Genomic DNA, 23,695 nt, shown 5'->3' on the forward strand with positions numbered 1-23,695 from the left:
ATGAAGAAATATTTAATTTCATTAGAGAAAGATGTAAAACGCCGAGAACTGTTTTTTTCTCAGCCGGATACAGCAGATTTTCAAATTTTCAACGCCATTAATACGATGAGTGCAGAGTGGCTTCAGCTAAATGAACGTTTTAATTTAGAAAAATTTGAACAACATTATGGGCGAAAAACCACTAAAGGCGAGATTGGTTGTACACTAAGCCATTTAAGTGTTTACCAGTTGATTGCAGAAGATGATTCCATTCAGAATAATGATTATTGCCTTGTATGCGAGGATGATGCTTTATTTGCTGCAGATTTCCAACAAAACCTGAATTTACTTCTTGCTCAAAATCTAAATGCCGATATTGTATTGGTAGGGCAATCTAAAATCCCAAGCTTTGATGATAGCGAACTGGAAATCAATTACCCTTCTACCTTTGGCTTTTTGCAAAAAACAGTTCCGAATACGCCATATAAATATGCCTATCCGTATCGTAATTATTTTGCCGGCACAGTTGCATATTTAATTAAAAAATCGACCGCTTGTCAGTTCTTAAACCAAGCCAGAGCGGAGCGTCCTTATTGGTTGGCAGACGACTTTATTTTATTTGGTAGTAAATTTAAGGTGGATACTTTAATTATTCGCCCATTGATGGTAATCGAAAATCCGGTTCTAATCAGTAATTTGGAAGATTTGCGTGGTTCACTTAATAATAATTTATGGAAGAAATCACTCAAATATCCTCTAAAAAAGGTCTTGGCGATACAACGCAATTTATCCCAATTAAAATAGCAGGTCTGCCATGTCAGCATTAGTGAATTTATTTTATTTATACGATCCGTGGTTTTTCCATTTTTTGCGAATGGCATTTGTAGTAGGCATATTCGCCTGTGGCTATTTGGTTTGGCAAATTATGCGTGGAAAGCCAAACGGTATTATGATCCCTAAAGATAGCCTGATTGCGATTATTGCCTTGATCGGTTTTAGCGTGATTCCGCTTTTAATTAACGGCACCAAAGAACTCGGTGTATTAGCAATGTATGTCAAAATGTTGATTTTATTTATCTTCGGCATTGCGGTTTATAATCTGTTTTATCGGGTAGAAGATGGCAAATCCCTGTTGGTTCGAGATTTAAAAATCGGCATTGGAATTCAATGGATTTTCGGGGTGATGGCATTATTGGGTGTCCCCTTTATGGTGGATTTTTTACTGTCCACTAATGCGATGATGCCACGCTTTTTCGGCTCAGAGCAGGAATATCGTCTATACAACATTACTTCGTCAGCCTTTTTCCAATTAAGCATTTTCTACTTAATGTTACTGCATTTTTTATTGGCTTATAATAAAAAAACGGATTCCATTAATGGCTGGTTTCTGTTTTTAATTTTGTGTATCGGCTTAATTTCAGGCAGAACTTTTTTATTGCTGTCGGTTATCAGCATCGCATTGTATTTCAAATGGCGATACGTGTTGCCGTTAGTGGCGTTTACTGCTTTGATTTTATTTCTAGCCATCGTTTTTCCGGAAAATCGCTATGTGGAACACGCCCTAGAGCCGGTGATTAATCTGTTATCCGGTTCGGGAAAAATGAGTTCTTCCACCGAGAATTTAGTGGAAAACCACCTGTTTTTACCGACACTTAGCCAATTTATTTCAGGCGATGGCTTGTACTACACCGAAAAAGGCGGCTATTACGGCGGTTCGGATTCGGGCTATATCCGCCAAACGCTGTATGGCGGCGTGAGCTATATGTTAGCTTGCTTTGCCTTTACCTTTTATTTTGTGCGAAAAGTCGCAGTGAATTGGTTTGAAGGAAATTGGATTTTCACCTTATCAACGATAGGCCTTTTAGCCATTTTAAACATTAAGGCAGATACTTTCGCCTTTCCGGGGTTGATGATGTTGTTTTTAATGTTCTTATCGTTGTTTGGTACAAGCGGTCGAAATTTAGTGATTTTTTGCAAAAAAAATGAGGCAGGAAATGTTTAGTATTATTGTGCCATCTTATAACCGCAATGCTGAAATTAAGGTGTTGCTGGAGAGTTTAAAACAGCAAACGGTGTATAATTTTGAAGTGATTATTGTTGATGATTATTCACAAACGGCGGTTGAAGTGAATGATGATTATCCGTTTGAGGTCAAAGTGATCCGCAATAACCCGAATGTGGGGGCGGCTCAAAGCCGTAATGTGGGGGCAAATTACGCTAGTCGAGAGTGGTTATTGTTTTTGGATGATGATGATCGTTTTATGCCTGAAAAATGTGAGCGATTGGAAGAGGCGATTCGCCAAAACCCGCAGGCGAATTTTATTTACCACCCGGCAAAATGTGAAATGGTGAATGAAGGTTTTACCTATGTTACCAAGCCATTCAAAGAGCGTAGCGAGCTGACCAAAGAGAATATTCTCAAAGCCAACAAAATTGGTGGTATGCCGATGATTGGTTTAAAGAAAGCGTTATTTTGCAAAGTTGGCGGATTATCTGACCGCTTGCGTTCGTTGGAAGATTACGATTTCCTATTGAAGTTGTTGGAGGAGCCAAGTTTTGAGCCGCTTTATGTGGATGAGCCTCTCACTTATTGCACCTTCCACACCAAACGTTCCAGCGTTTCAACGGATACTAGCAATACACAAAAGGCGATTGACTATATTCAGCAAACTTATATTAAAACGCCAGAACAAGCTGAGAATTTTAAGCTCAATTCACTGTATATTTTAAGCTATCCACACGTGATGAATTTATCGCGTAGTGCGGCAAAATATTATATAGAAATGTTTAAACAGACAAAAAATATCAAGCAGCTGATTATTGCGGTTGCGATTTTGATTTCGCCGAAATTGGCGATTAATTTAAAAAGGTTTATCTAATGAAATTTTCTGTTTTAATGTCCTTATACATTAAAGAACAACCTCAATATTTGAGGGAGTGTTTTGACAGTCTGAAAGCTCAAACTCTGCCTGCTGATGAAATCGTCCTCTGTTTTGACGGTGCCGTTACCTCAGAGCTTGAAGCGATTGTGGAGGAATATAGTGATATTTTGCCGATAAAAGCGGTGAAATTCCCACAAAATCGCGGTTTGGGTAAAACCTTGAATGATGGTTTAACTTATTGCTCAAATGAATGGGTTTTCCGTATGGATACGGACGATATTTGTGTGCCTGAACGGTTTGAAAAACAAGTAGCGTTTATTGAGAAGTATCCTGAAACTGTGATTTTCGGCGGGCAAATTGCCGAATTTGGACAAAATATTAAAGATATTGTGGCTTATCGCAATGTACCGACTTCTGCCGATGAAATTGTGAAATTCACCCGCTTGCGTTGTCCGTTTAACCACATGACGGTAGCTTACCAAAAATCTAAAGTATTAGAGGTTGGGGGCTATCAAGATTTGCAAGAAGATTACTATCTATGGATTAAACTGATTGCGCAATTTAAACAAGTGGCAAATTTGCCGGATTTATTGGTTTATGCCCGTGTTGGTAACGGAATGGTTGGCAGACGACGTGGCATGGCACAAGCAGAAGCAGAATGGCGTTTATATAAATTGAAAAATAAATGTAAAATCCACGACCCAATTTCAGGGTTTTCGGTGTTCTTAATGCGTGCAATTCCAAGATTATTACCACTTTCTGCATTAAAAGCGGTATATGGCTTATTAAGAAAATAAGCTGGAAGAAAATGTTAAGAAAAGCCACAGTTTTTAACTGTGGCTTTTTATGTTACTGATTTTTTAAGATTTCATTCATTAGCTGGATATCAATATGGCAGTATCCATTCGGATTTTTCACCAAATATTCTTGGTGGTATTCTTCTGCCGGAAAATATTGTTCCAACATTTCATTTTCAACCGCAAGAGGCTTGTCAAAATGTGTTTGTAGTTCGGCAAGCGCTTGGTTGATCACTGGAATATCTTGTGGATCAACATAATAAATACCTGTACGGTATTGGATACCTACATCATGACCTTGCTGGTTAATGCTAATCGGATCAATTACTTGAAAGAAATAATTTAATAATTTGGCAAGGCTGATTTTATCGGCATTGTAAGTAACTTTAACTACTTCAGCATGACCACTGCCGGAGCAGACATCTTGGTAGCTTGGGTTATCAGTATTGCCATTGGCATAGCCTGACTGAGCTTTAATCACTCCGTTGATGCGTTGCATAAAAGACTCTGCGCCCCAGAAACAGCCACCGGCTAAATAAATTTCACGAATGTTTTGCATATTTGCTCTCCTATAAATCATCCTATAATGTGTAAATTTTTGCGGGATTTATTTCAATCTGTGTTATAGATTGTTCACCCCATGCTGTATTGGTAAAAATAAGGTGTAAAATGACCGCTTGCAAAAGATATTTCGCAAGTTTACTGATGTTAAAGATTATGCTAAATGAAATACCATAATTTGTTTTTTGTCAATTTATGTTTTATTTGTGTAATTTTTACAAGATTTTTTACGTAAAAATAGGTATATTAATACTCCCTTTTTAACATGTTTATTTTAGAGGTCTTATGGGTACGCTTAACAGCCTTTTAGGCATAGTTGTTTTACTGTTGATCGCATTTTTATTTTCAAATAATAAACGTGCGATTAGTATGCGAGCAGTATTGGGTGCATTAGCATTGCAAATTGCTATTGGTGCATTAGTGCTTTATGTGCCTGCAGGTCGTGATGCATTAAATGCGATTGCAAATGGAGTTTCGAAAGTCATTTCTTATGGAAATGAGGGGATCTCATTTTTATTCAGTGGCTTAGTGAGTGATAAAATGTTTGAAGTATTTGGTGGTGGCGGTTTCATTTTCGCCTTCCGCGTACTTCCGGTTATTGTATTCTTCTCAGCATTAATTTCACTTCTTTACTATATCGGTGTAATGCAATGGGTGATTCGTATTTTAGGTGGTACTTTACAAAAAGTATTAGGTACATCGAAAGCCGAATCCATGTCTGCAGCCGCGAATATCTTTGTAGGCCAAACCGAAGCCCCGCTTGTGGTAAAACCTTATATCAGTAAAATGACAGAGTCTGAATTATTTGCCATTATGGCTGGTGGTTTAGCATCTATTGCCGGTTCTGTAATGGCAGGCTATGCAGGAATGGGCGTACCATTAACCTATTTGATTGCAGCATCCTTTATGGCTGCTCCGGCAGGTTTACTTTTTGCTAAGATTATGGTGCCACAAACAGAAAAATTCAGTGATGATTTGGAAAGTGTGGATTTAGAAAAACCGGCAAATGTTTTAGATGCTGTTGCATCTGGCGCATCATCAGGTATGCAATTGGCATTTAACGTAGGTGCAATGTTAATTGCTTTTGTTGCGTTGATTGCTTTAATCAATGGTATTTTAGGTGGTATTGGTGGCTGGTTTGGTTATGAAACCTTAAGTCTAGGTCAGATTTTTGGCTGGGTGTTCAAACCACTAGCTTGGGTAATCGGTGTACCATGGGAAGAATCTGAAATTGCAGGTCAGATGATCGGCTTGAAATTAGCTGTGAATGAATTTGTGGGCTATGTTGAATTTTCTAAATACTTAGCTCCAGAATCTACAGTTCAATTGAGCGAAAAAACAGTGGCGATTATCACTTTTGCACTTTGTGGTTTTGCTAATGTAAGTTCAATTGCCGTGTTAATCGGCGGTATTGGTGCAATGGCTCCAAACCGTCGTGCAGACATTGCACGTTTAGGCATTAAAGCTGTTATCGCCGGCTCATTAGCTAACTTAATGAGCGCAACAATCGCAGGGTTGTTTATCGGCTTAGGCGGAGCGGTATTATAAATTACCTGATTAAAACCACTAGAAATAGTGGTTTTAATCTTTTTGGCTGTACGTAAACGGTTGCATAAAATTTTACTATTTACAAGCGGTTAGATTTTTATATTATTTTGCAAACAAATTGTTAATTTGAAAAAGGAGAGGACGATGATGTTAAAAGATTCGGCAAAACTTTCTTTGTCTTTAATGGATCTAACGACCCTAAATGACAATGATACAGATGAAAAAGTTGTTTCACTCTGTCAACAGGCTAAAACTTTATTTGGTACGCCTGCAGCGGTTTGCGTTTATCCTCGTTTTGTGCCTATTGCACGTAAAGCATTAAAAGCAGAAGGTATTGAGCAAGTTAGAATTGCAACGGTAACAAATTTCCCTCATGGTAACGATGATATTGAAATTGCCGTAACTGAAACCAAAGCGGCTATCGCTTACGGTGCAGATGAGGTTGATGTTGTTTTTCCTTATAAAGCTTTAATGGCCGGAGAGGAAACCATTGGTTTTGAATTAGTTAAGCAATGTAAAGCAGTCTGTGCAGAAAATAACGTTTTACTCAAAGTTATTATTGAAACCGGTGAGCTACAAACCACAGAGCTGATTCGCAAAGCGAGCGAAATTTCAATTCAAGCGGGGGCTGATTTTATCAAAACCTCAACAGGTAAGGTGGCGGTTAATGCTACATTAGAAGCTGCTCGCATCATGTTGGAAACAATTCGTGATTTAGGCGTAGCAGAACGTGTTGGCTTTAAAGCTGCAGGTGGTGTAAAAACGACTGAAGAGGCCGCTCAATATTTAGAATTAGCGGGTTCCATTTTAGGGAAAGATTGGATCAACGCTTCACATTTTCGTTTTGGTGCTTCAAGTTTACTTGCTAATTTATTGGCAACTTTAAATAATGAGCAGCAACAGTCTGTTCAAGGTTATTAATTTTTATCTATAAGAGGACAAAAATATGGCAACTCCACATATTAATGCACCAGAAGGTGCTTTCGCAGACGTTGTAATTATGCCGGGTGACCCGCTTCGTGCGAAATATATTGCAGAAACCTTTTTAGAGGATGCAAAAGAAGTAACCAATGTGCGTAATATGCTAGGTTATACCGGCACTTATAAGGGGCGCCGTATTTCGGTTATGGGCCATGGTATGGGGATTCCATCTTGCTCTATCTATACTAAAGAGTTGATCACAGAATATGGTGTGAAAAAAATCATTCGTGTCGGTTCTTGTGGTGCAGTCCGCAATGATGTGCATGTACGTGATGTAATTATTGGAACAGGTGCTTGTACGGATTCTAAAGTAAACCGCATTCGTTTCCGTGATCACGATTTTGCTGCGATCGCAGATTTCGATATGGCACTTGCAGCTCACCAAGCAGCTAAACAAAAAGGCTTAAATGTATTGGTAGGTAATTTATTCTCTGCTGATCTATTCTATTCACCGGATGTTGAGATGTTCGATGTGATGGAAAAATACGGCATTTTAGGTGTTGAAATGGAAGCTGCGGGGATTTATGGCGTTGCAGCTGAATTTGGTGCTAAAGCATTAGCCATTTGTACTGTATCAGACCATATTCGCACAGGTGAGCAGACCACATCAGAAGAGCGTCAATTAACTTTTAATGATATGATTGAAATTGCTTTAGAGTCTGTGCTTATTGGCGATAAGATGTAAGCGGTTACTTTTTTCAAAAACTTTGCAAATCCCTAGCGAGTTTCTCGTTAGGGATTTTTTTATACCTTGTGTTGAATATTAATTTATTTTTAATGAATAAATATTCATAAATAAACTTGAATTTTCGTTTGAATAGACTTAGACTAAAACCAATTTCATCAAGATAAAAATAAGGGTGTGAAATGAGCAAATACAAAATTTTTGTGGACGGAGCGGTCGGCACAACAGGGCTACGCATTCATGAGCGATTAAGTGAAGCTGAAGATATTGAGCTGTTAACCTTGCCGGACGAACTACGAAAAGATCTGAATGCACGGTTGGAAAAAGTTGCCGAAGCAGATTTAACCTTTCTCTGTCTGCCGGATGAAGCCTCAAAAGAGTTAGTGGAAAATGCACCGAAAAATGCTCGTATTTGCGATACTTCCACCGCACACCGAGTCAACCCTGATTGGATTTATGGTTTTGCCGAATTAAGCGGACAACGAGAAAAAATTAAAAATGCCAACCGCGTTGCAGTGCCGGGCTGCCATGCAACAGGTTATATCGCGTTAGTTCGTCCGTTGGTGGAAAAAGGTGTACTACCTGTTGATTATCCGTTAAGCTGCCATTCCCTCACCGGCTATTCAGGTGGCGGTAAATCTATGATTGCCGATTACCAAAACCCCGAACGCCTAGCAGCGTTTGGTTCTCCACGTGTGTATGGACTCGCCTTAAAACATAAGCATTTGCCGGAAATGCAAGCCTTGACTCTCATGCAAAATCCACCGATTTTCACTCCTGTAGTAGCAGATTTCTATAGTGGAATGCTAGTTACTGTCCCTTTACCGATAAGTGCTTTACAAGCGGTCAAATCCGGCGAGGAAATTGCAAATCTGTTGGTTGATTACTATAACGGCAATCCGTTGATTAGCGTTCATCCTTTCCAAGATTTACCTGAAGACGGAATGCTTGCCGCCAATGCTTTTTCAGGCAAAGACAACCTCGAGATTTTTGTTTACGGCAATGACAGCCAACTTCTCCTCGCTGCTCGTTTTGATAATTTAGGCAAAGGTGCATCAGGAGCTGCGGTGCAATGTATGAATATTATGTTGGGAAGGGAAGAAGTGTCGGGGTTGGAAATTTAACTTGTCACTTTCTTTGCTTCGCCAAAGAAAGTAACCAAAGAAAGGCGACCCTACTTCACCGCTATTACTCGCAAGTTCGCATTGCTCACTTGCTCGCCCCTTTGGGGTCGTCGGCAAAGCCGACGCTCAAACGCCTTTGGCGTTTGTCTTCGCTTTGTTTGAATTTGTTTGACGGAAAAATTTAAAACTCGCCAACTTCGTTGGCTCAAACACTAAATTTTTCCTACAAATTCAAAGTCGCTCAGGCGGTTCAGAAGGGAGCTCGTTAGAGCGTTATTTTGCAAAAAATTTTAAAAAAATCACCGCTTGTATGGTCGGATCGGGTTCCCTTCTGAGTTGCCCGAACGACTTGAAATTTTTAGGAAAATAACCCGAGCGAGAGCGAAGCGAACATCAGGGTTATTTTTCGTTAAGAAAATTTCAACCAAGTGAGGACAAACGCTTTAGCGTTTGAGCGTTGGCTTTGCCAACGACCCCGAAGGGGCGAGAAAGTGAGCTTTGCGAACTTTCGAGTAACAGCAACGAAGCAGGGTGTGCTTTCTTTTGGTTACTTTTACTCGCTTTGCTCGCCTAGTAGGCTGTTGCCTAAGGCAACATTCAAACGTAAACGTTTGTCTTTGCACAAGCAAAGAAAAGTAACAGAAAACAGGAGATATAATGGATATTCAAGAAATCAACCAATTCGCAAATTTATTAGAAAAATCAACCGCTTGTCTTGCGAAATGGCAGGATAAAATAATCGTGGTGAAATACGGTGGTAATGCGATGATCAACGAAGAACTGAAAAAATCCGTTATGGCGGATATTTTAGTGTTGAATCGCTTAGGCGTGAAAGTGGTGTTGGTGCACGGTGGCGGGCCGGAAATTTCGCAAGGGGTGAAACTGCTCGGCAAAGAGCCTCAGTTTATCAACGGTTTGCGTGTGACTGATAGTGATACCATCAACGTTGTACTGCAAATGTTAGCGGGCAAGGTAAATAAAAGTTTAGTGGCGTTACTCAAAGGTAAAGGAATCGGCTTATGTGGTATTGATGGCGCTATGTTACAATGTAAAAAATTAGAGGCTGAAGTCGATTACGGCTTTGTGGGCGATATCGTGAAAGTAAATCCTCACGTGATTGAAATGGCTCTTAATGCGGGTTTAATTCCTGTGCTTTCAACGGTTGGGGTGGACGAAAACGGGCAAGCCTATAATATCAATGCTGACACTGCTGCCAGCGAAATTGCGATAGCGTTGAAAGCGGCAAAATTAGTTTCAATGACTGATATTGCAGGCTTATTACGAGATCGTTTTGATGAAAGTACCTTAATTCCCGAAGTGGAGATTAATGAGGTACAAGGCTTAATCGAACAAGGCATTATCGCAGGTGGTATGATTCCTAAAATTGCCTGCTGTACCGATTTTATCAATGCGGGCGGCATTGAGGCGAATATTATTGACGGGCGAATTGACCACGCGATTTTAGTAGAACTCTTTGGCGGCAAAAACGGCACGCGTTTTTATAAAAAAGGATAAAAAATGGCAACAAGCAACAACATCAAACAATTAGATAAAGATTATATCGCTCAAACTTACGGCAGATTTGATCTTGCTCTTTCGCACGGCAAAGGCTGCGATGTATGGGATTTTGAAGGTAACCAATATCTGGATTTTACCAGCGGTATTGGCGTAAACAGTTTAGGTTGGGCGGACGGAGAGTGGCTGAAGGCGGTTACGGAGCAAGCCGGTAAATTACAACATACCTCAAATCTCTTTTTTACCGAGCCATCGAGCTGTTTGGCGGAAAAATTAGTGAATGCAAGCGGTCTAAAACGAGCATTTTTTTGCAATTCAGGGGCAGAAGCCAATGAAGGAGCGGTGAAAACAGCCCGCAAATATAGCCACGATAAATATGGAGCTGGGCGTTCAACGGTCTTAACCTTGGTAAACTCTTTCCATGGTAGAACTATTTCCACTTTAGCAGCAACAGGGCAAGATGTATTTCATCAACATTTCCACCCATTTACTGATGGGTTTGAATATGTGCCTGCAAATGACATTGATGCTTTAAAAGCACGCTTAAAAACAGACGATGTATGCGGAATTTTGGTAGAAGTAGTGCAAGGTGAGGGCGGTGTTTGCTCACTAGATAACGATTATCTACAGGTGGTACAAGAACTTTGCCAAGAAAAAGATTTGGTCTTTATTATTGATGAAGTGCAAACCGGCATTGGGCGAACAGGTACACTTTTCTCATATGAGCAATTTGGCTTAAAGCCCGATGTGGTCACGCTTGCAAAGGGCTTAGGCGGTGGTTTACCGATTGGCTCATTCCTATTAGGCGAAAAAGTCGAAAATACTTTGGGCAAAAGTGACCACGGTTCAACCTTTGGTGGAAACCCTGTAACCTGTGCCGGTGCGAATGTGGTGATGGATAGAATTAATGCTGATTTCTTGACAGAAGTGCAACGCAAAGGGCGAAAAGTACGAGAGGCTTTGGCAGGATTACCTAAAGTAAAATCCGTTTCAGGTTTAGGCTTAATGCTTGGCGTAGAATTTGAAGAAGGTGTTTTGGCTTCTGATGTGGTGGCAAAATGTATTGAAAAAGGCGTGTTATTTCTGACTGCAAAAAGCAAATTGCGTTTATTGCCTCCGCTAACTATTAGCGATGCTCAAATTGAGCAAGGAATGAAGGTGCTGAAAGAAGTATTGGAAACCTATTAATTTGGATAAAAAATCCCGCTTTAAGCGGGATTTTTTCATGGATTTTATGAGCGTTTCATAATCTCAAAAAACTCCTCATTCGTTTTTGCCATCATTAATTTATCAATTAACCATTCGATAGCATCCACTTCATCCATAGGATTAAGTACTTTACGCAACATCCACGTTTTTTGCAGTTCATCGGCTGCCATTAATAGATCATCTTTACGTGTGCCGGAACGATTAAAGTCAATCGCAGGGAAGATTCGACGCTCAGCAATCTTACGAGATAAGTGTAATTCCATATTACCTGTACCTTTGAATTCTTCAAAGATAACTTCATCCATTTTCGAGCCTGTATCGACAAGAGCGGTTGCGATAATAGTTAAACTACCACCTTCTTCTACATTACGGGCTGCACCGAAGAAACGTTTAGGACGATGTAGTGCATTGGCGTCCACACCACCGGAAAGAATTTTACCTGAAACAGGCGTCACGGTATTGTAGGCACGAGCAAGACGAGTGATAGAGTCTAATAAAATCACTACATCTTTTTTATGTTCTACAGAGCGTTTGGCTTTTTCTATTACCATTTCAGCCACTTGAACATGTCGGGTAGCAGGTTCATCAAAGGTTGATGCAATCACTTCACCACGCACGGTACGTTGCATTTCGGTTACCTCTTCCGGACGTTCATCAATTAATAACACAATTAATTCACATTCTGGGTGGTTGGAGGTAATGCTTTGAGCAATATTTTGTAGAAGTACGGTTTTACCTGCTTTAGGTGGGGCGACGATTAAAGCTCGTTGACCTTTACCGATAGGCGCGGCTAAATCTAAAATACGAGCAGTTAAGTCTTCTTTCGAGCCATTTCCTCGCTCCATTTTTAAACGTGAATTAGCGTGTAAAGGAGTTAAGTTTTCAAATAGAATTTTGCTACGAGAGACTTCAGGTTTATCGTCGTTAACTGAATCTACTTTTAACAATGCAAAATAACGTTCACCTTCTTTAGGTGGGCGAATTTTACCTTCAATTTTATCACCGGTTTGTAAGTTAAAACGGCGTATTTGACTTGGAGAAACATAAATATCATCAGGACCGGCTAAATATGAACTATCTGCAGAGCGCAAGAAACCAAAACCATCCGGTAATATTTCTAGCACACCTTGGCCGAAAATATCTTCACCACTTTTCGCATGTTGTTTAAGAATGGCAAAAACAATGTCTTGTTTACGTAAGCGGGCTAAATTTTCTAAGCCCATTTGATTTTCGCCCATTTCAACAAGTTCTGAAACAGGTGTGTTTTTTAATTGAGTAAGATGCATAATTGGAATATATATTTATTGATAATAAAAGGTTGGATTTTTGATAGTTAGCCAGATATAGTTAACCGTAAAATGATGTGGCGAAGAATACCGCAACAATAAAAAAATTGCAAATGTTTTATACAAAATGACCGCTTGTAAGAATAAAAACGCCAGTAAATGCTGGCGTTCTCATTTTTTATTAAGCTTCAATCCCTTCAAAAAGAAGCGTACTTAAATAACGCTCAGATGCAGATGGTAACACTACAACAATTAATTTATCTGCAAATTCAGGTAATTTCGCCAGGCGAGCTGCTGCTGCGACTGCTGCACCGGATGAAATACCGCTTAAAATACCTTCTTCGGCCATTAAACGGCGAGCGGTTGCGATTGCTTCTTCACTTGAAACTTGCTCAACACGATCAACTAAAGATAAATCAAGATTTTTCGGAATAAAGCCTGCACCGATACCTTGAATTTTATGTGGTGCCGGTTTGATTTCTTCACCGTTTAAGGTTTGAGTAATTACCGGAGATTCTGCCGGTTCTACGGCAACAGAAATAATTTGTTTACCTTTATCTTGCTTGATTGCACGAGAAATACCGGTAATAGTACCACCTGTACCCACACCTGCGACCAATACATCGATTTTACCTTCGGTTGCATCCCAAATTTCAGGACCGGTAGTTTGCTGGTGAATAGCCGGGTTAGCCGGATTTTCAAATTGTTTTAGTGTGACGTAATGATCAGGGTTTGATGCTGCGATTTCAGCCGCTTTTTCAATTGCCCCTTTCATTCCTTTTGCCCCTTCGGTTAAAACGAGATTCACGCCTAAACCACGTAATAAACGTTTACGTTCCGTACTCATTGTTTCAGGCATGGTTAAGGTAAGTTTATAGCCACGAGCTGCTGCAACATAAGCAAGAGCAATACCCGTGTTACCACTGGTTGCATCTACAATTTCTTTTCCTTTGGTTAAGATTCCATCTTTTTCTGCTTGCCATACCATATTCGCACCAATACGGCATTTTACGCTAAAGCTTGGATTACGTCCTTCTACTTTTACAACAATGTTGCCGTTACCGAAATTCTTTAAACGAACAAGAGGAGTATTACCAATAGAATATGAATTGTCTGCATAAATAGTCATAATGATGTTCCTTTTAGATTAGGTTTTAAAATTTTAAGCTTATCATACTTATTTCTTAGCTATTTTCTAGTAGCAATAAGGCATTTAATATAACTAAATGAAATATGTTTAGGCAATAATTAGTGTGCTTTAAAGAGGGGAATGAAAACTAAGCGGTCATATTTTGCAAAAAATTTGCTAAATATGACCGCTTGAGTCTAAAGTTAAGGGCTATTTCAGCTCCCTTGCTCCTTGATTATCTACTTTGCAAATATGGATGAAACCTTCATTGTTTTGTAGATACTCTTTTTCTAAGTAGCTTACTAAACGTTGAGCATGTTCCAAATCGGGAGCAATTGCAAACATTGTTGGGCCGGAGCCGGAAATACCAACAGCTAAAGCACCTAAATCTTTACAGCCTTGGCGGACAGTTGGGAAGTTCGGTAGTAAATCCTCTCGATACGGCTCGGCAATTAGGTCTTTCATCATTGTTGCAGCCAACACATCTTGGTGGGTATGGCAAGCGTGAACAAATGAACCTAAGTAGCGGGCTTGCTGAATCATATCTTGACGGGTGTAGCTTTTGGGTAAAATAGCTCTTGCTTCAGCGGTTGAAACTTCCACTCCCGGGTAGGTAAGTACCCAGTACCATTCATCAAAGAATGGCAATGGCTGGCAGATGTTGCCGAGTGATTGAGTCATTAACTGTAATCCGCCTAAATAGCAAGGGGCGACGTTATCATAGTGGATAGAACCTGAAATTCGTCCTTCTAATTCCCCCATCATTTCCAATAGTTCCATTTTTGAGAATGGTTCATCATGGAATTTATTTAGTGCTACTAAGGCTGCTACAATTGAGCAAGCACTAGATCCAAGGCCTGAGCCAATCGGCATATTTTTCTCAAGCGTCAAACGTAAATTTTTTACATCACCGCCACGTAATTTTAAGCGTTCGCTAAAAAGTACATAGGCTTGATAGACAATATTTTTTTGCGGCTCTTTTGGTAGTTTTCGTACGAAATAGCCGGCACTTTCTAATTCAAAGACTTGATCGCAATCTTCAATTTGGACTACATCGCCTAATAATGATCCGTCAATAGGGGAAATTGCCGCCCCTAAAGAGTCAAAGCCGACACTAATATTAGCGCTTGAAGCAGGGGCATAAATACGTAAAACCATTAGTTTGCTCCTCCGTGTAAGGTGCGAAGAATATCGGCAAAAATACCCGCTGCGGTGACACTGTTGCCGGCACCGTAACCACGCAAGAGGAGTGGAATTGGGTTGTAATAGCGAGTTAAGAATGCAAGGGCATTTTCACCATCTTTCACTTTGTAAAGTGGGTGATTTTCATCAACGGCTTCAATTGCTACACGACATTTATCACCGGTAATTGAGCCTACATAACGTAATACTTTGCCCTCTGCTTTTGCGGCTTCAACACGTTTGCTAAATTCTTCATCCAATGAAGGTAAAACTTGTAAGAATTCATCGCGGCTCATGCCCTCAGAGAAGCCTTTTGGTAATACGCCCTCAATTTCAATATCTTCAAATTCAAGCGGTAAGCCGGTTTCACGAGCAAGAATTAAGAGTTTACGCGCCACATCGGCACCGGATAAGTCATCGCGAGGATCAGGCTCGGTAAAGCCTTTTTCTTTTGCTATCAATGTTGCTTCAGAAAGGGTTAAACCTTCTTCTAATTTGCCGAAAATGAACGATAATGAGCCTGAGAGAATTCCTTCAAATTTTTCGACTTCATCACCGGCTGCCAAAAGGTTTTGTAAGTTCTCAATAACCGGTAAGCCTGCACCCACATTCGTTTCGTATAAGAATTTGTGTTGACTTTGGCGAGCATTTTCACGCATTTCTAAGTAATATTCATAGCCTGAGGTGTTTGCCTTTTTGTTTGGGGTTACTACGTGAAAACCTTCTTTTAATGCTCGAGCGTAAAGATTGGCGACAGATTGAGCTGAAGTACAATCTACAAACACAGGGTTTACTACGTGATGGAACTTGATGAATGAAAGTAACACATCAAAATCAGACGGCTGAATTGCTTTTTCTAAATCTTCTTTCCAGTTGTCTAAATTTAAGCCGTTTTCGTTCAACAACATTTTATCCGAGTTAGCTAACGCACAAACGCGGATCTCAATGTCCTTTTTTGCCAAAAATTCCTTTTGTTGCTTGACTTGTTCAATTAATTCGCTGCCAACGCCACCTACGCCAACTAAAAACATATCGACTACACGTTTGCTGTTGAACAAGGATTTATGCGTTGCTTTTACCGCCTCAATGGCTTTATTAAGAGGTACAACGGCAGAAATAGAACGTTCAGATGAACCTTGTGCAATTGCCACAATGCTGATATTAGCTTGGGCGAGAGCAGAGAAGAATCGTGCGGCAATACCTTTAGCAGTACGCATACCGTCTCCGACTACCGAAACAATGGATAAATCTTTAATAATATCAATCGGATCGAGCAAGTTTTCCGATAATTCCTGAGCAAATTCTGTATTTAAGGCACTTAAGGCTTTTTCTGCTGATTTGGCCGGTACACAGAAACTGATACTGTATTCTGAGGAAGATTGAGTAATTAAAATGACCGAAATACCGGCTTTTGACATAGTTGAGAAGACGCGAGCAGCCATTCCCACCATACCTTGCATTCCGGAGCCTGAAACGTTAAACATCGCTACGTTATCCAGGTTTGTAATCCCTTTTACTTTTAAATTATCGGCTGCGACATTACTGTCAATTAATGTACCTTTTCCCTCCGGATTACCGGTGTTTTTAATTAAGCACGGAATATTTAATGGCACTAATGGCCCGATAGTGCGAGGGTGAATCACTTTCGCCCCAAAGTAAGAAAGTTCCATCGCTTCTTGGTAGCTCATTGATTCTAAACAAACAGCATCCGGCACTAAACGAGGATCACAGGTATACACACCATCTACATCTGTCCAAATTTCACAGATATCTGCTTTTAAGCACGCGGCTAAACAAGCAGCAGAGTAGTCAGAACCATTGCGGCCTAATAATACTAATTCGCCTTTTTCATTACCGGCAGTGAAGCCCGCCATTAATACTACATTTTTCTTTGGAATAGAGAGCGCATCAACACGTTTGGTTGACTCTGCAATATCAACAGAAGATTCTAAATAGCTACCATGAGCCAATAATTTCTCTACAGGATTGATACGTGTTACATCATAGCCTTTTGCCTCAAACCAAGCTTGCATCATAGCAATTGAGAGTTTTTCTCCTCGACAGTGAATAGTGGCTGCTACATCATCAGACAAGGATTTACTTTTTGCAGCATCTGCCGCAACTTGCCGAATTTGTTTCAATTCGGCATCGACCAAGGCTAATAATTCGTCACGTGCAAAGTTATTATTTGCTTCATATAAGCCATTGATAATATTATGGAAAATAGAGGTTGCTTCAGAAAGGTTAGATTCAAATGATTCGCCGGCAATCGCTTTATCGACAATAGCAACAAGATGGTTGGTAATTTTAGCAGGGGCAGATAAGACACCGGCTGCCTGATCTTTTAAATGTGCCTTTTCGATAATGTCTGCCGCTTGCATAAAGCATTCGGGGTTGGCAAGTGATGTGCCTCCAAATTTAAGAACTCGCATAGTTTCTCCTGATATTTATATTTGCAAATTTTTATATAAAAAAACCCGCTTGTAGCGGGTTTTCTAAACTCTGTTTTTCAGCAACACTAACCCGCATTATGTGATTGCATAATGGTAATTGTGGTCATAATAATAGTTGCTACGTTAAACATTTTGTTGTTTCTCAATTAAATATGAATTAGCTGAGAGAATGTGGCAAAGCTTTTCGTTTGTCAATCTTTTTTTATTGGAAATTGCGTTTTTTATCATCTTCTTATTTTTGCCTATTGCATTAATTGTGATTAATCTGAAGATTAAATCACAGATTTCTTGTTTTAGATCAAAAAGCTGCTAAACTTAGCGAGGAGTGATTAACCTTTATATAATGAGGACAAAAAAATGGCATACACACTACCTGAATTAGGCTACGCTTATGATGCGTTAGAGCCACACTTTGATGCAAAAACAATGGAAATCCACCATTCTAAACATCACCAAGCTTATATCAATAACGCAAATGCAGCGTTAGAAGCTCATCCGGAATTATTAGAGCAGTGTCCGGGTAAATTAATTACCGATTTAAATCAAGTGCCTGCGGAAAAACGCACTGCGGTACGTAACAATGTGGGTGGTCATGTAAATCATACTTTATTTTGGAAGGGTTTAAAAACCGGTACTACTTTGCAAGGTGCATTAAAAGATGCCATCGTGCGTGATTTTGGTTCAGTTGAGAACTTCCAAGCAGAATTTGAAAAAGCAGCAACCACCCGTTTCGGTTCAGGTTGGGCGTGGTTAGTGATTGAAGACGGTAAATTAGCGGTAGTTTCAACAGCAAACCAAGATAACCCATTAATGGGTAAAGAAGTAGCTGGCGTTTCAGGCTACCCAATTTTAGGTTTAGATGTTTGGGAACACGCTTACTACTTAAATTACCAAAACCGCCGTCCGGATTTTATTAAAGCATTCTGGAATGTTGTTAACTGGGACGAAGCGGCAAGCCGTTTTGAAAAACAAATCCCGGGCTGTGGCTGCGGTAAATAAGTTCCTTTTCACTTAGTGATATTCAAGCGGTCATATTTTGTAAAAAAATTGCAAAATATGACCGCTTGTTTATTTTAGTAACTATGACAAGTAATATTGTTATAAGCCCTATAACAATTCGTATGCCGAGGTCTATTCATTTGTATAGATTGATTTATATTCTGGAGTTGTTGATTTAGCTGATTCCATTGCTGGGCTTCATACATTTGCCTATGTTGTGCAGCAATTTGTTGTTGAATTGCTCGTTGTTGGGCAATCATTTGCTGTCTAGCTAAGGCTGTTTGCCCTTGGGGGCTAGCATAATATGCTTCACGGTCTGCACTCTCTTTCTCCAGCTGTTTTCTTACATTCTCGATTTCAACCTGAGATTGAGCTGGAGTTGGTGCAGTATAGTGATATGGTGTATTGCTACTACAAGCGGATAATAGCAAACCAACGCCTAATAAGAGGGAATTAAGTTTCATATTAACCTCTTGATAAATTAGTAACCGTATTTACCTTTTAATTGATAAAAGGCATTTTCATAATGTCTCAAATAAGATGAGCAAAGTTCTGCAGACACTCGAGAGTTTTCACTCCGAGCCTTGTCCATTATACTCTGTCTATTTTCTCCTGATTTATGAAACAGGTAATCATTTTTAATATGATGGAATCGTTGACCGAAGACACTTTCTCCTACAGTATTGTAAGCAAGCTGTCTTAATTCATATACAATACCAATATCAGATGCTTTCGAAAACATAGGAATATTTCTTACTTCTGGAATTTTACTATATTGTAAGCAAGCCATTGTAATGCCTTCTTCTTTTCCCCATTTGTAGGCTTCTTCATCGGTGACCATATATTGAGAAAATAGACAACCAGATAAAGTAAAGGCAGAGAAGAGTGAGAGTAGTAATTTAGATTTCATAATAATGTCCTTTGTGTGTGAGTAATAGATTAGGGAATATTTTCAGCAGTAGCACTCAGAATAATATCTGTATAGCTGATTTGACTTTTATCTAATAAACTTCTCAATTTTTCCTTTTCTTTATCAGATATTTCCTGAAATTCAAATTCAGTTAATTGAAGTTGTTTATTAAATTGAAGATTTTTATGTGATTGGTGGTCTACTTCGTTATATCCTAGGTAGGAGATAATGGAAGAAATTTTGTGATAATCGATTTCTTTAGAAAAGATAATAATACCACCGATTAATACATCGTATTTTTTCAAATTGAACTCCCTCTATACAGTTGTTTTTCGCCTCCTTATGTCAATAAGGAGCAGGGGAAGTTTACACTTCCCCTGTCTTGTCACTGAAAAAAACTTAATTGAGAGGTTGTTGTGGTAGGAGTAGGTAGTTATTTATATTCAAAAATCACCCTCGGAGTTAGCTTGGTAATCAGCTCATAGCTAATCACGCCGATGTGTTTTGCGACATCTTCAATCAGTAATTTTTCTCCCCAAAAAATCACTTTATCGCCCACTTTATCTTGGCTGTCAGCCCCTAAATCGACGGTGAGCATATCCATTGAAACACGCCCGACAATGGGGACGATTCTGCCATTGACTAAAACTGGGGTGCCTTCAGGGGCGTTACGAGGGTAGCCATCGCCATAGCCCATGGCAATTACGCCTAATTTAGTCTCTTTCTGGCTCACCCAAGCTCCGCCGTAGCCAACAGGTTCACCCGCTTTATGAGTGCGAACTGCGATTAATGATGAAGAAAGGGTCATTACAGGCTTAAAGCCTAAATCGGTAATCGGGCTGTAGTGGGGTGAAATACCGTGCATAATGATGCCGGGGCGAACCCAATCATAATGAGCTTGCTTCCAATAAAGAATGCCACTTGAGGCAGAAATGCTGCGGTCGTGATCCTTATATTTTTCGGTGGTTTGTTCAAACACGGCAATTTGCTTCTCGGTATAGCCGCAATCTAATTCGTCTGCGCGGCTGAAGTGGCTGACAAAACTGATTGAATTAACTAATGCACATTTTTTTAAGCGTTCCACAAACATATCCACTTGTTCAGGGTGAATACCCAAACGGTGCATGCCGGTGTCAATTTTAAGCCAAATATTAATCGGAAAATAGATTTTTGCTTTACGTTTCCAAAAGCCTTTTTTCTGTTCCTCTTCCCATTCTAGAGCAGCTTCTTCAAGCAGTTCAAGTTGTTCGATAGTGTGAATTACCGTATCAAATTTGCGAGAAAGAGTTTTAAGCAGCTCTTCTCGATCAAAAAAACCTTCCACCAACACGATTTTGCCGGTGTAGCCTGTTTCTTGAATTTCCAAGGCTTCACGTAGGCGAGCAACGCCAAAACCATCCACTAAATCCGTGAGTGTTGCAGCCGCAGGTAACAAACCTTGCCCGTAGGCATTGGCTTTAATCATTGCTAATAATTTTTGCTTAGGAGAGAATGATTTAATAAGTTGGATATTATGGCGGAGGGCTTGGCTATCAATGGTTGCTGTTGCTGGTTTCATACTTATTTGACTACAATTAAATTACAAGTGAACTAAATTATACGCGGAAAATGAAAAATACCTTAGAAAATAATGCAAAAAAGATTAGTATTAGCATATCTAATAAGAGACGGTTTGCTTATGCTGAATTTATTACTTGAACTGAAAAAAGAAAAGATTATTTCCGATTTAAACTACCAATTTGCCCGCTTGATTGATAGCAAGCAGCAAAATTACGCCTATTCACCGCTTCAAAAAAATTTAGCGGTGTTGCTAGCGGCTTTGGTTTCCTATCAGGTGGCTCAAGGACATACGGCATTGCGTTTAGGTTCTGCCAATATCTCGAATTTTTTTGAGCTGAAAAATAAAGTTTCAACTCAGCCTTTTCTACAAAGTATTTTGCAAAAAATCGAACAAATTCCACCGCTTGAATGGCAATCAGTGCTGAAAAATCATATCGCTTTTAGTGATTCACCACGAAAAATTGCACCCATGCTGTTTCAAAATGGTTTGCTCTATTTCTACCGCTACTGGCAGGCGGAGCATAATATTGCAACTTATTTACAACAAGCGGTCGAATTTTCCCCCAAAATTGCAAATACTCAGTTAGATGAGCAGATTATCCAACAGTTATTCAAAGACAAACAAACTCAAGACGAAATTGATTGGCAAAAAGTAGCGGTTGCAACAGCATTGAAGCAGAATTTTAGCCTTATTTCTGGTGGGCCGGGCACAGGAAAAACGACTACTGTAGTAAAATTATTGCTTGCTCTTCAACTTAAACAGCTGGCACAAAATGCTCCGTTATTACAAATTGCATTAGCTGCACCAACGGGCAAAGCTGCCTCCCGAATGAAAGAGTCGATTGAGGCTAAATTAGCGGAAGAAAAGAATTTGCCGCAAGGTTTAAAAGAAGCTATTCCAAGTGAAGCAGTAACGATTCACCGGCTACTCGGGGCAAGACCGCTGACCGAAGAGACCAAATATCACGCCCAAAATCCACTGCATTATGATTTATTGGTATTGGATGAATCTTCAATGCTTGATTTATCTATGATGGAAAAGATAGTACAAGCTCTAAAACCTTCGGCTCGCTTGATTATGCTGGGAGATAAAGATCAGTTGGCCTCTGTGGAAGCGGGGGCGATTATGAGTGAATTAGGCGCATTTCTGCAATATGGCTACAGTCAGCAACATTGTGATTATCTCAACGAGGTTACTCATTACCAGCTTAAGGCAGGAGAGCCTTTGCCGATCTGTGATTCACTCTCTCATTTGAAACATAGCTATCGTTTCGGGGAAAAAGCGTGGATTGGCGAATTAGCCAATGCGGTAAATGAGCAAAAGATTCAATTGTCGTGGGATATTTTAGAAAAATACAAAAATAGCGATAAGCTAGAAACGGTGCTTTATCCTGAAACAAAAGAGATGGAAGATAAAGCAAATTGGACGCAAAAAAGTGTTCAGTTAGTGGTAGATAACGCAGTGAAATTTTATCGGGACTATCTACTGGCTGTAAAACAGAGAGCATTAGAGCCTCAATCTGTTAGTATTGCAGAGATTTTTGAAAAATTCCAACAAGTGAGGTTTTTGTCAGCATTACGTGTTGGGGAATTGGGCGTAGAACGATTGAATCACTTTATTGCGGAAGGCTTACGTCATGCAGGTTTAGTTCAATTTAACCATAGCCGAGAGCGTTATATTGGTAAGCCGATATTAATTACAGAAAATATGTTAAGTAATAAAGTGGCAAGTGGCGATATTGGCATTATTCTGCCTGATGAAAATGGTGAAAGTAGAGTATATTTTGATTCGAAACAGGGCGAAAGCGAGCAGTACCACAACTTATCACTTAGCCAAGTTCCAAATCACGAAGCTGCCTATATTATGACTGTGCATAAATCACAAGGTTCGGAATTTGAACATACGCTTTTAGTTTTACCGCTTGCGATTTCCCCTGTCCTAACCAAAGAGCTGATTTATACCGCTATTACGCGTGCAAAAGATAGATTCACTTTATTTGGAAGTGAAAAAGTCTGGAAATATAGCGTTGCTTCTAAAACAGAAAGACAAAGTGGGCTAAAAGAACAATTAATTGCCAAATTTTGCTAACAGAATAACCGAGTTGTATTAAAACTATACAAGCGGTAATATTTTTCAATTTTTTTACAATTTTTGCTTGCGTTCATTTTATTTTTCCCTATAATACGCACCACACAACGACGCGCTGTTGTGAACGGTTTGTTTAGATTGCAGTGCGTCGTTTTATTTTGTTCTTTAAAAATTTATCAGACAATCTGTGTGGGCACTTGTTGATTGACTTGATTTTAGAAATATTTTTTAATTTTGAAGTCTTAATAGGTGCTTAACTAGAAATTCATTTAAACTTTTTTAAGTTTACTTATAAGTTGACTTATTAAAGTGTGATTTTTATGTCAGTACATATTGAGCGATTAAACTTTTTGAATTGAAGAGTTTGATCATGGCTCAGATTGAACGCTGGCGGCAGGCTTAACACATGCAAGTCGAACGGTAACAGATTAGTACTTGTACTAATGCTGACGAGTGGCGGACGGGTGAGTAATGCTTGGGAATCTGGCTTATGGAGGGGGATAACTACTGGAAACGGTAGCTAATACCGCGTAATGTCTGTGGACTAAAGGGTGGGACCTATTGGCCACCTGCCATAAGATGAGCCCAAGTGGGATTAGGTAGTTGGTGAGGTAAAGGCTCACCAAGCCCACGATCTCTAGCTGGTCTGAGAGGATGACCAGCCACACTGGAACTGAGACACGGTCCAGACTCCTACGGGAGGCAGCAGTGGGGAATATTGCACAATGGGGGGAACCCTGATGCAGCCATGCCGCGTGAATGAAGAAGGCCTTCGGGTTGTAAAGTTCTTTCGGTAGCGAGGAAGG

General features: G+C 39.8%; 21 protein-coding genes and 1 rRNA gene (1 of these 22 running past the window's edge). 13 read left to right on the forward strand and 9 right to left on the reverse strand.

All coding sequences use genetic code 11. The features are described 5' to 3' along the window. From A6B41_RS03400 to A6B41_RS03415, 4 genes are read left to right on the forward strand one after another with little or no spacing between them, the layout of a single operon-like run. On the forward strand, window positions 1-783 hold the full coding sequence (locus A6B41_RS03400) for a glycosyltransferase family 25 protein (protein ID WP_027075239.1): 783 nt from the start codon (window positions 1-3) through the stop codon (window positions 781-783). Window positions 784-793: 10 nt separating this feature from the next. Next, window positions 794-1,981: a hypothetical protein gene (locus tag A6B41_RS03405; RefSeq protein ID WP_027075240.1), complete on the forward strand. Its 1,188-nt coding sequence runs from the start codon at window positions 794-796 to the stop codon at window positions 1,979-1,981. Beyond that, window positions 1,974-2,858 carry a glycosyltransferase family 2 protein gene (locus A6B41_RS03410; RefSeq protein ID WP_027075241.1) on the forward strand — a complete coding sequence of 295 codons (885 nt, stop codon included), beginning with the start codon at window positions 1,974-1,976 and terminating at the stop codon, window positions 2,856-2,858. Before A6B41_RS03405 ends, A6B41_RS03410 begins: the two co-directional genes overlap by 8 nt. Continuing rightward, window positions 2,858-3,658 (forward strand): glycosyltransferase family 2 protein, encoded by an 801-nt coding sequence (locus tag A6B41_RS03415; protein WP_027075242.1) that lies wholly within the window; start codon window positions 2,858-2,860, stop codon window positions 3,656-3,658. Before A6B41_RS03410 ends, A6B41_RS03415 begins: the two co-directional genes overlap by 1 nt. Before the next feature lie 52 nt (window positions 3,659-3,710). Here A6B41_RS03415 and msrA read toward each other — a convergent pair whose 3' ends face one another. After that, window positions 3,711-4,217: a peptide-methionine (S)-S-oxide reductase MsrA gene (gene msrA, locus A6B41_RS03420; protein ID WP_027075243.1), complete on the reverse strand. Its 507-nt coding sequence runs from the start codon at window positions 4,215-4,217 to the stop codon at window positions 3,711-3,713. 287 nt (window positions 4,218-4,504) lie between these two features. Between msrA and A6B41_RS03425 the strand changes: the two genes are divergently transcribed. The 6 genes from A6B41_RS03425 (at window position 4,505) to A6B41_RS03450 (ending at window position 11,260) form a co-directional block, all read left to right on the forward strand. Beyond that, a complete protein-coding gene (locus A6B41_RS03425) occupies window positions 4,505-5,767 on the forward strand; it encodes a NupC/NupG family nucleoside CNT transporter (protein ID WP_027075244.1) in 1,263 nt (420 codons plus the stop codon). Between the two features lie 144 nt (window positions 5,768-5,911). Next, window positions 5,912-6,688: a deoxyribose-phosphate aldolase gene (gene deoC, locus A6B41_RS03430; protein WP_027075245.1), complete on the forward strand. Its 777-nt coding sequence runs from the start codon at window positions 5,912-5,914 to the stop codon at window positions 6,686-6,688. A gap of 25 nt (window positions 6,689-6,713) precedes the next feature. Continuing rightward, the gene (gene deoD, locus A6B41_RS03435; protein ID WP_027075246.1) at window positions 6,714-7,433 is read left to right on the forward strand and encodes a purine-nucleoside phosphorylase; all 720 of its coding nucleotides are present in this window, start codon (window positions 6,714-6,716) and stop codon (window positions 7,431-7,433) included. A 182-nt stretch (window positions 7,434-7,615) separates the two neighbouring features. Next, the gene (gene argC, locus A6B41_RS03440; protein WP_027075247.1) at window positions 7,616-8,557 is read left to right on the forward strand and encodes an N-acetyl-gamma-glutamyl-phosphate reductase; all 942 of its coding nucleotides are present in this window, start codon (window positions 7,616-7,618) and stop codon (window positions 8,555-8,557) included. 657 nt (window positions 8,558-9,214) lie between these two features. Then, a complete protein-coding gene (argB, locus tag A6B41_RS03445) occupies window positions 9,215-10,072 on the forward strand; it encodes an acetylglutamate kinase (RefSeq protein WP_027075248.1) in 858 nt (285 codons plus the stop codon). Window positions 10,073-10,075: 3 nt separating this feature from the next. Next, window positions 10,076-11,260, forward strand: a complete 1,185-nt coding sequence (locus tag A6B41_RS03450) for an aspartate aminotransferase family protein (protein WP_027075249.1) — start codon at window positions 10,076-10,078, stop codon at window positions 11,258-11,260. A 44-nt stretch (window positions 11,261-11,304) separates the two neighbouring features. Here A6B41_RS03450 and rho read toward each other — a convergent pair whose 3' ends face one another. The 4 genes from rho to thrA form a co-directional block, all read right to left on the reverse strand. Beyond that, window positions 11,305-12,567: a transcription termination factor Rho gene (gene rho / locus A6B41_RS03455; protein WP_027075250.1), complete on the reverse strand. Its 1,263-nt coding sequence runs from the start codon at window positions 12,565-12,567 to the stop codon at window positions 11,305-11,307. 181 nt (window positions 12,568-12,748) lie between these two features. Next, on the reverse strand, window positions 12,749-13,696 hold the full coding sequence (gene cysK / locus A6B41_RS03460; protein ID WP_027075251.1) for a cysteine synthase A: 948 nt from the start codon (window positions 13,694-13,696) through the stop codon (window positions 12,749-12,751). Between the two features lie 210 nt (window positions 13,697-13,906). Then, on the reverse strand, window positions 13,907-14,854 hold the full coding sequence (gene thrB / locus A6B41_RS03465) for a homoserine kinase (RefSeq protein WP_027075252.1): 948 nt from the start codon (window positions 14,852-14,854) through the stop codon (window positions 13,907-13,909). Next, window positions 14,854-17,310, reverse strand: coding sequence for a bifunctional aspartate kinase/homoserine dehydrogenase I (gene thrA, locus A6B41_RS03470; RefSeq protein ID WP_027075253.1), 2,457 nt, complete (start codon window positions 17,308-17,310; stop codon window positions 14,854-14,856). Before thrA ends, thrB begins: the two co-directional genes overlap by 1 nt. A gap of 378 nt (window positions 17,311-17,688) precedes the next feature. Between thrA and sodA the strand changes: the two genes are divergently transcribed. Continuing rightward, entirely contained in the window at window positions 17,689-18,330 is a 642-nt protein-coding gene (sodA, locus tag A6B41_RS03475) for a superoxide dismutase [Mn] (protein ID WP_027075254.1), read from the forward strand. A 74-nt stretch (window positions 18,331-18,404) separates the two neighbouring features. On the opposite strand, the gene A6B41_RS03480 is transcribed toward sodA, so the two are convergent. From A6B41_RS03480 to alr, 4 genes are all read right to left on the reverse strand, one after another. After that, entirely contained in the window at window positions 18,405-18,794 is a 390-nt protein-coding gene (locus tag A6B41_RS03480; RefSeq protein WP_027075255.1) for a hypothetical protein, read from the reverse strand. Between the two features lie 17 nt (window positions 18,795-18,811). After that, window positions 18,812-19,240, reverse strand: coding sequence for a hypothetical protein (locus A6B41_RS03485; RefSeq protein WP_027075256.1), 429 nt, complete (start codon window positions 19,238-19,240; stop codon window positions 18,812-18,814). Between the two features lie 29 nt (window positions 19,241-19,269). Next, complete coding sequence (locus tag A6B41_RS03490) at window positions 19,270-19,545, reverse strand: hypothetical protein (protein ID WP_027075257.1); 276 nt, start codon at window positions 19,543-19,545, stop codon at window positions 19,270-19,272. A 128-nt stretch (window positions 19,546-19,673) separates the two neighbouring features. Beyond that, complete coding sequence (alr, locus tag A6B41_RS03495) at window positions 19,674-20,798, reverse strand: alanine racemase (RefSeq protein WP_027075258.1); 1,125 nt, start codon at window positions 20,796-20,798, stop codon at window positions 19,674-19,676. A gap of 120 nt (window positions 20,799-20,918) precedes the next feature. Between alr and recD the strand changes: the two genes are divergently transcribed. Continuing rightward, the gene (gene recD / locus A6B41_RS03500; RefSeq protein WP_027075259.1) at window positions 20,919-22,889 is read left to right on the forward strand and encodes an exodeoxyribonuclease V subunit alpha; all 1,971 of its coding nucleotides are present in this window, start codon (window positions 20,919-20,921) and stop codon (window positions 22,887-22,889) included. 352 nt (window positions 22,890-23,241) lie between these two features. Beyond that, window positions 23,242-23,695: ribosomal RNA gene (locus tag A6B41_RS03505) — 16S ribosomal RNA — on the forward strand; it runs 1,086 nt beyond the window's last position.

It is taken from the genome of Mannheimia granulomatis, from assembly GCF_013377255.1.
GTDB classification, from domain to species: domain Bacteria; phylum Pseudomonadota; class Gammaproteobacteria; order Enterobacterales; family Pasteurellaceae; genus Mannheimia; species Mannheimia granulomatis.

Coding starts and splice junctions, on each gene's coding strand:
- msrA (WP_027075243.1), bottom strand. CDS start 4,217: ATGCAAAACATTCGTGAAATTTATTTAGCCGGTGGCTGTTTCTGGGGC.
- cysK (WP_027075251.1), bottom strand. CDS start 13,696: ATGACTATTTATGCAGACAATTCATATTCTATTGGTAATACTCCTCTT.
- deoD (WP_027075246.1), top strand. CDS start 6,714: ATGGCAACTCCACATATTAATGCACCAGAAGGTGCTTTCGCAGACGTT.
- A6B41_RS03410 (WP_027075241.1), top strand. CDS start 1,974: ATGTTTAGTATTATTGTGCCATCTTATAACCGCAATGCTGAAATTAAG.
- A6B41_RS03480 (WP_027075255.1), bottom strand. CDS start 18,794: ATGAAACTTAATTCCCTCTTATTAGGCGTTGGTTTGCTATTATCCGCT.
- sodA (WP_027075254.1), top strand. CDS start 17,689: ATGGCATACACACTACCTGAATTAGGCTACGCTTATGATGCGTTAGAG.
- deoC (WP_027075245.1), top strand. CDS start 5,912: ATGATGTTAAAAGATTCGGCAAAACTTTCTTTGTCTTTAATGGATCTA.
- A6B41_RS03400 (WP_027075239.1), top strand. CDS start 1: ATGAAGAAATATTTAATTTCATTAGAGAAAGATGTAAAACGCCGAGAA.
- recD (WP_027075259.1), top strand. CDS start 20,919: ATGCTGAATTTATTACTTGAACTGAAAAAAGAAAAGATTATTTCCGAT.
- alr (WP_027075258.1), bottom strand. CDS start 20,798: ATGAAACCAGCAACAGCAACCATTGATAGCCAAGCCCTCCGCCATAAT.
- A6B41_RS03415 (WP_027075242.1), top strand. CDS start 2,858: ATGAAATTTTCTGTTTTAATGTCCTTATACATTAAAGAACAACCTCAA.
- argB (WP_027075248.1), top strand. CDS start 9,215: ATGGATATTCAAGAAATCAACCAATTCGCAAATTTATTAGAAAAATCA.
- A6B41_RS03485 (WP_027075256.1), bottom strand. CDS start 19,240: ATGAAATCTAAATTACTACTCTCACTCTTCTCTGCCTTTACTTTATCT.
- thrB (WP_027075252.1), bottom strand. CDS start 14,854: ATGGTTTTACGTATTTATGCCCCTGCTTCAAGCGCTAATATTAGTGTC.
- A6B41_RS03425 (WP_027075244.1), top strand. CDS start 4,505: ATGGGTACGCTTAACAGCCTTTTAGGCATAGTTGTTTTACTGTTGATC.
- rho (WP_027075250.1), bottom strand. CDS start 12,567: ATGCATCTTACTCAATTAAAAAACACACCTGTTTCAGAACTTGTTGAA.
- argC (WP_027075247.1), top strand. CDS start 7,616: ATGAGCAAATACAAAATTTTTGTGGACGGAGCGGTCGGCACAACAGGG.
- A6B41_RS03405 (WP_027075240.1), top strand. CDS start 794: ATGTCAGCATTAGTGAATTTATTTTATTTATACGATCCGTGGTTTTTC.
- A6B41_RS03450 (WP_027075249.1), top strand. CDS start 10,076: ATGGCAACAAGCAACAACATCAAACAATTAGATAAAGATTATATCGCT.
- thrA (WP_027075253.1), bottom strand. CDS start 17,310: ATGCGAGTTCTTAAATTTGGAGGCACATCACTTGCCAACCCCGAATGC.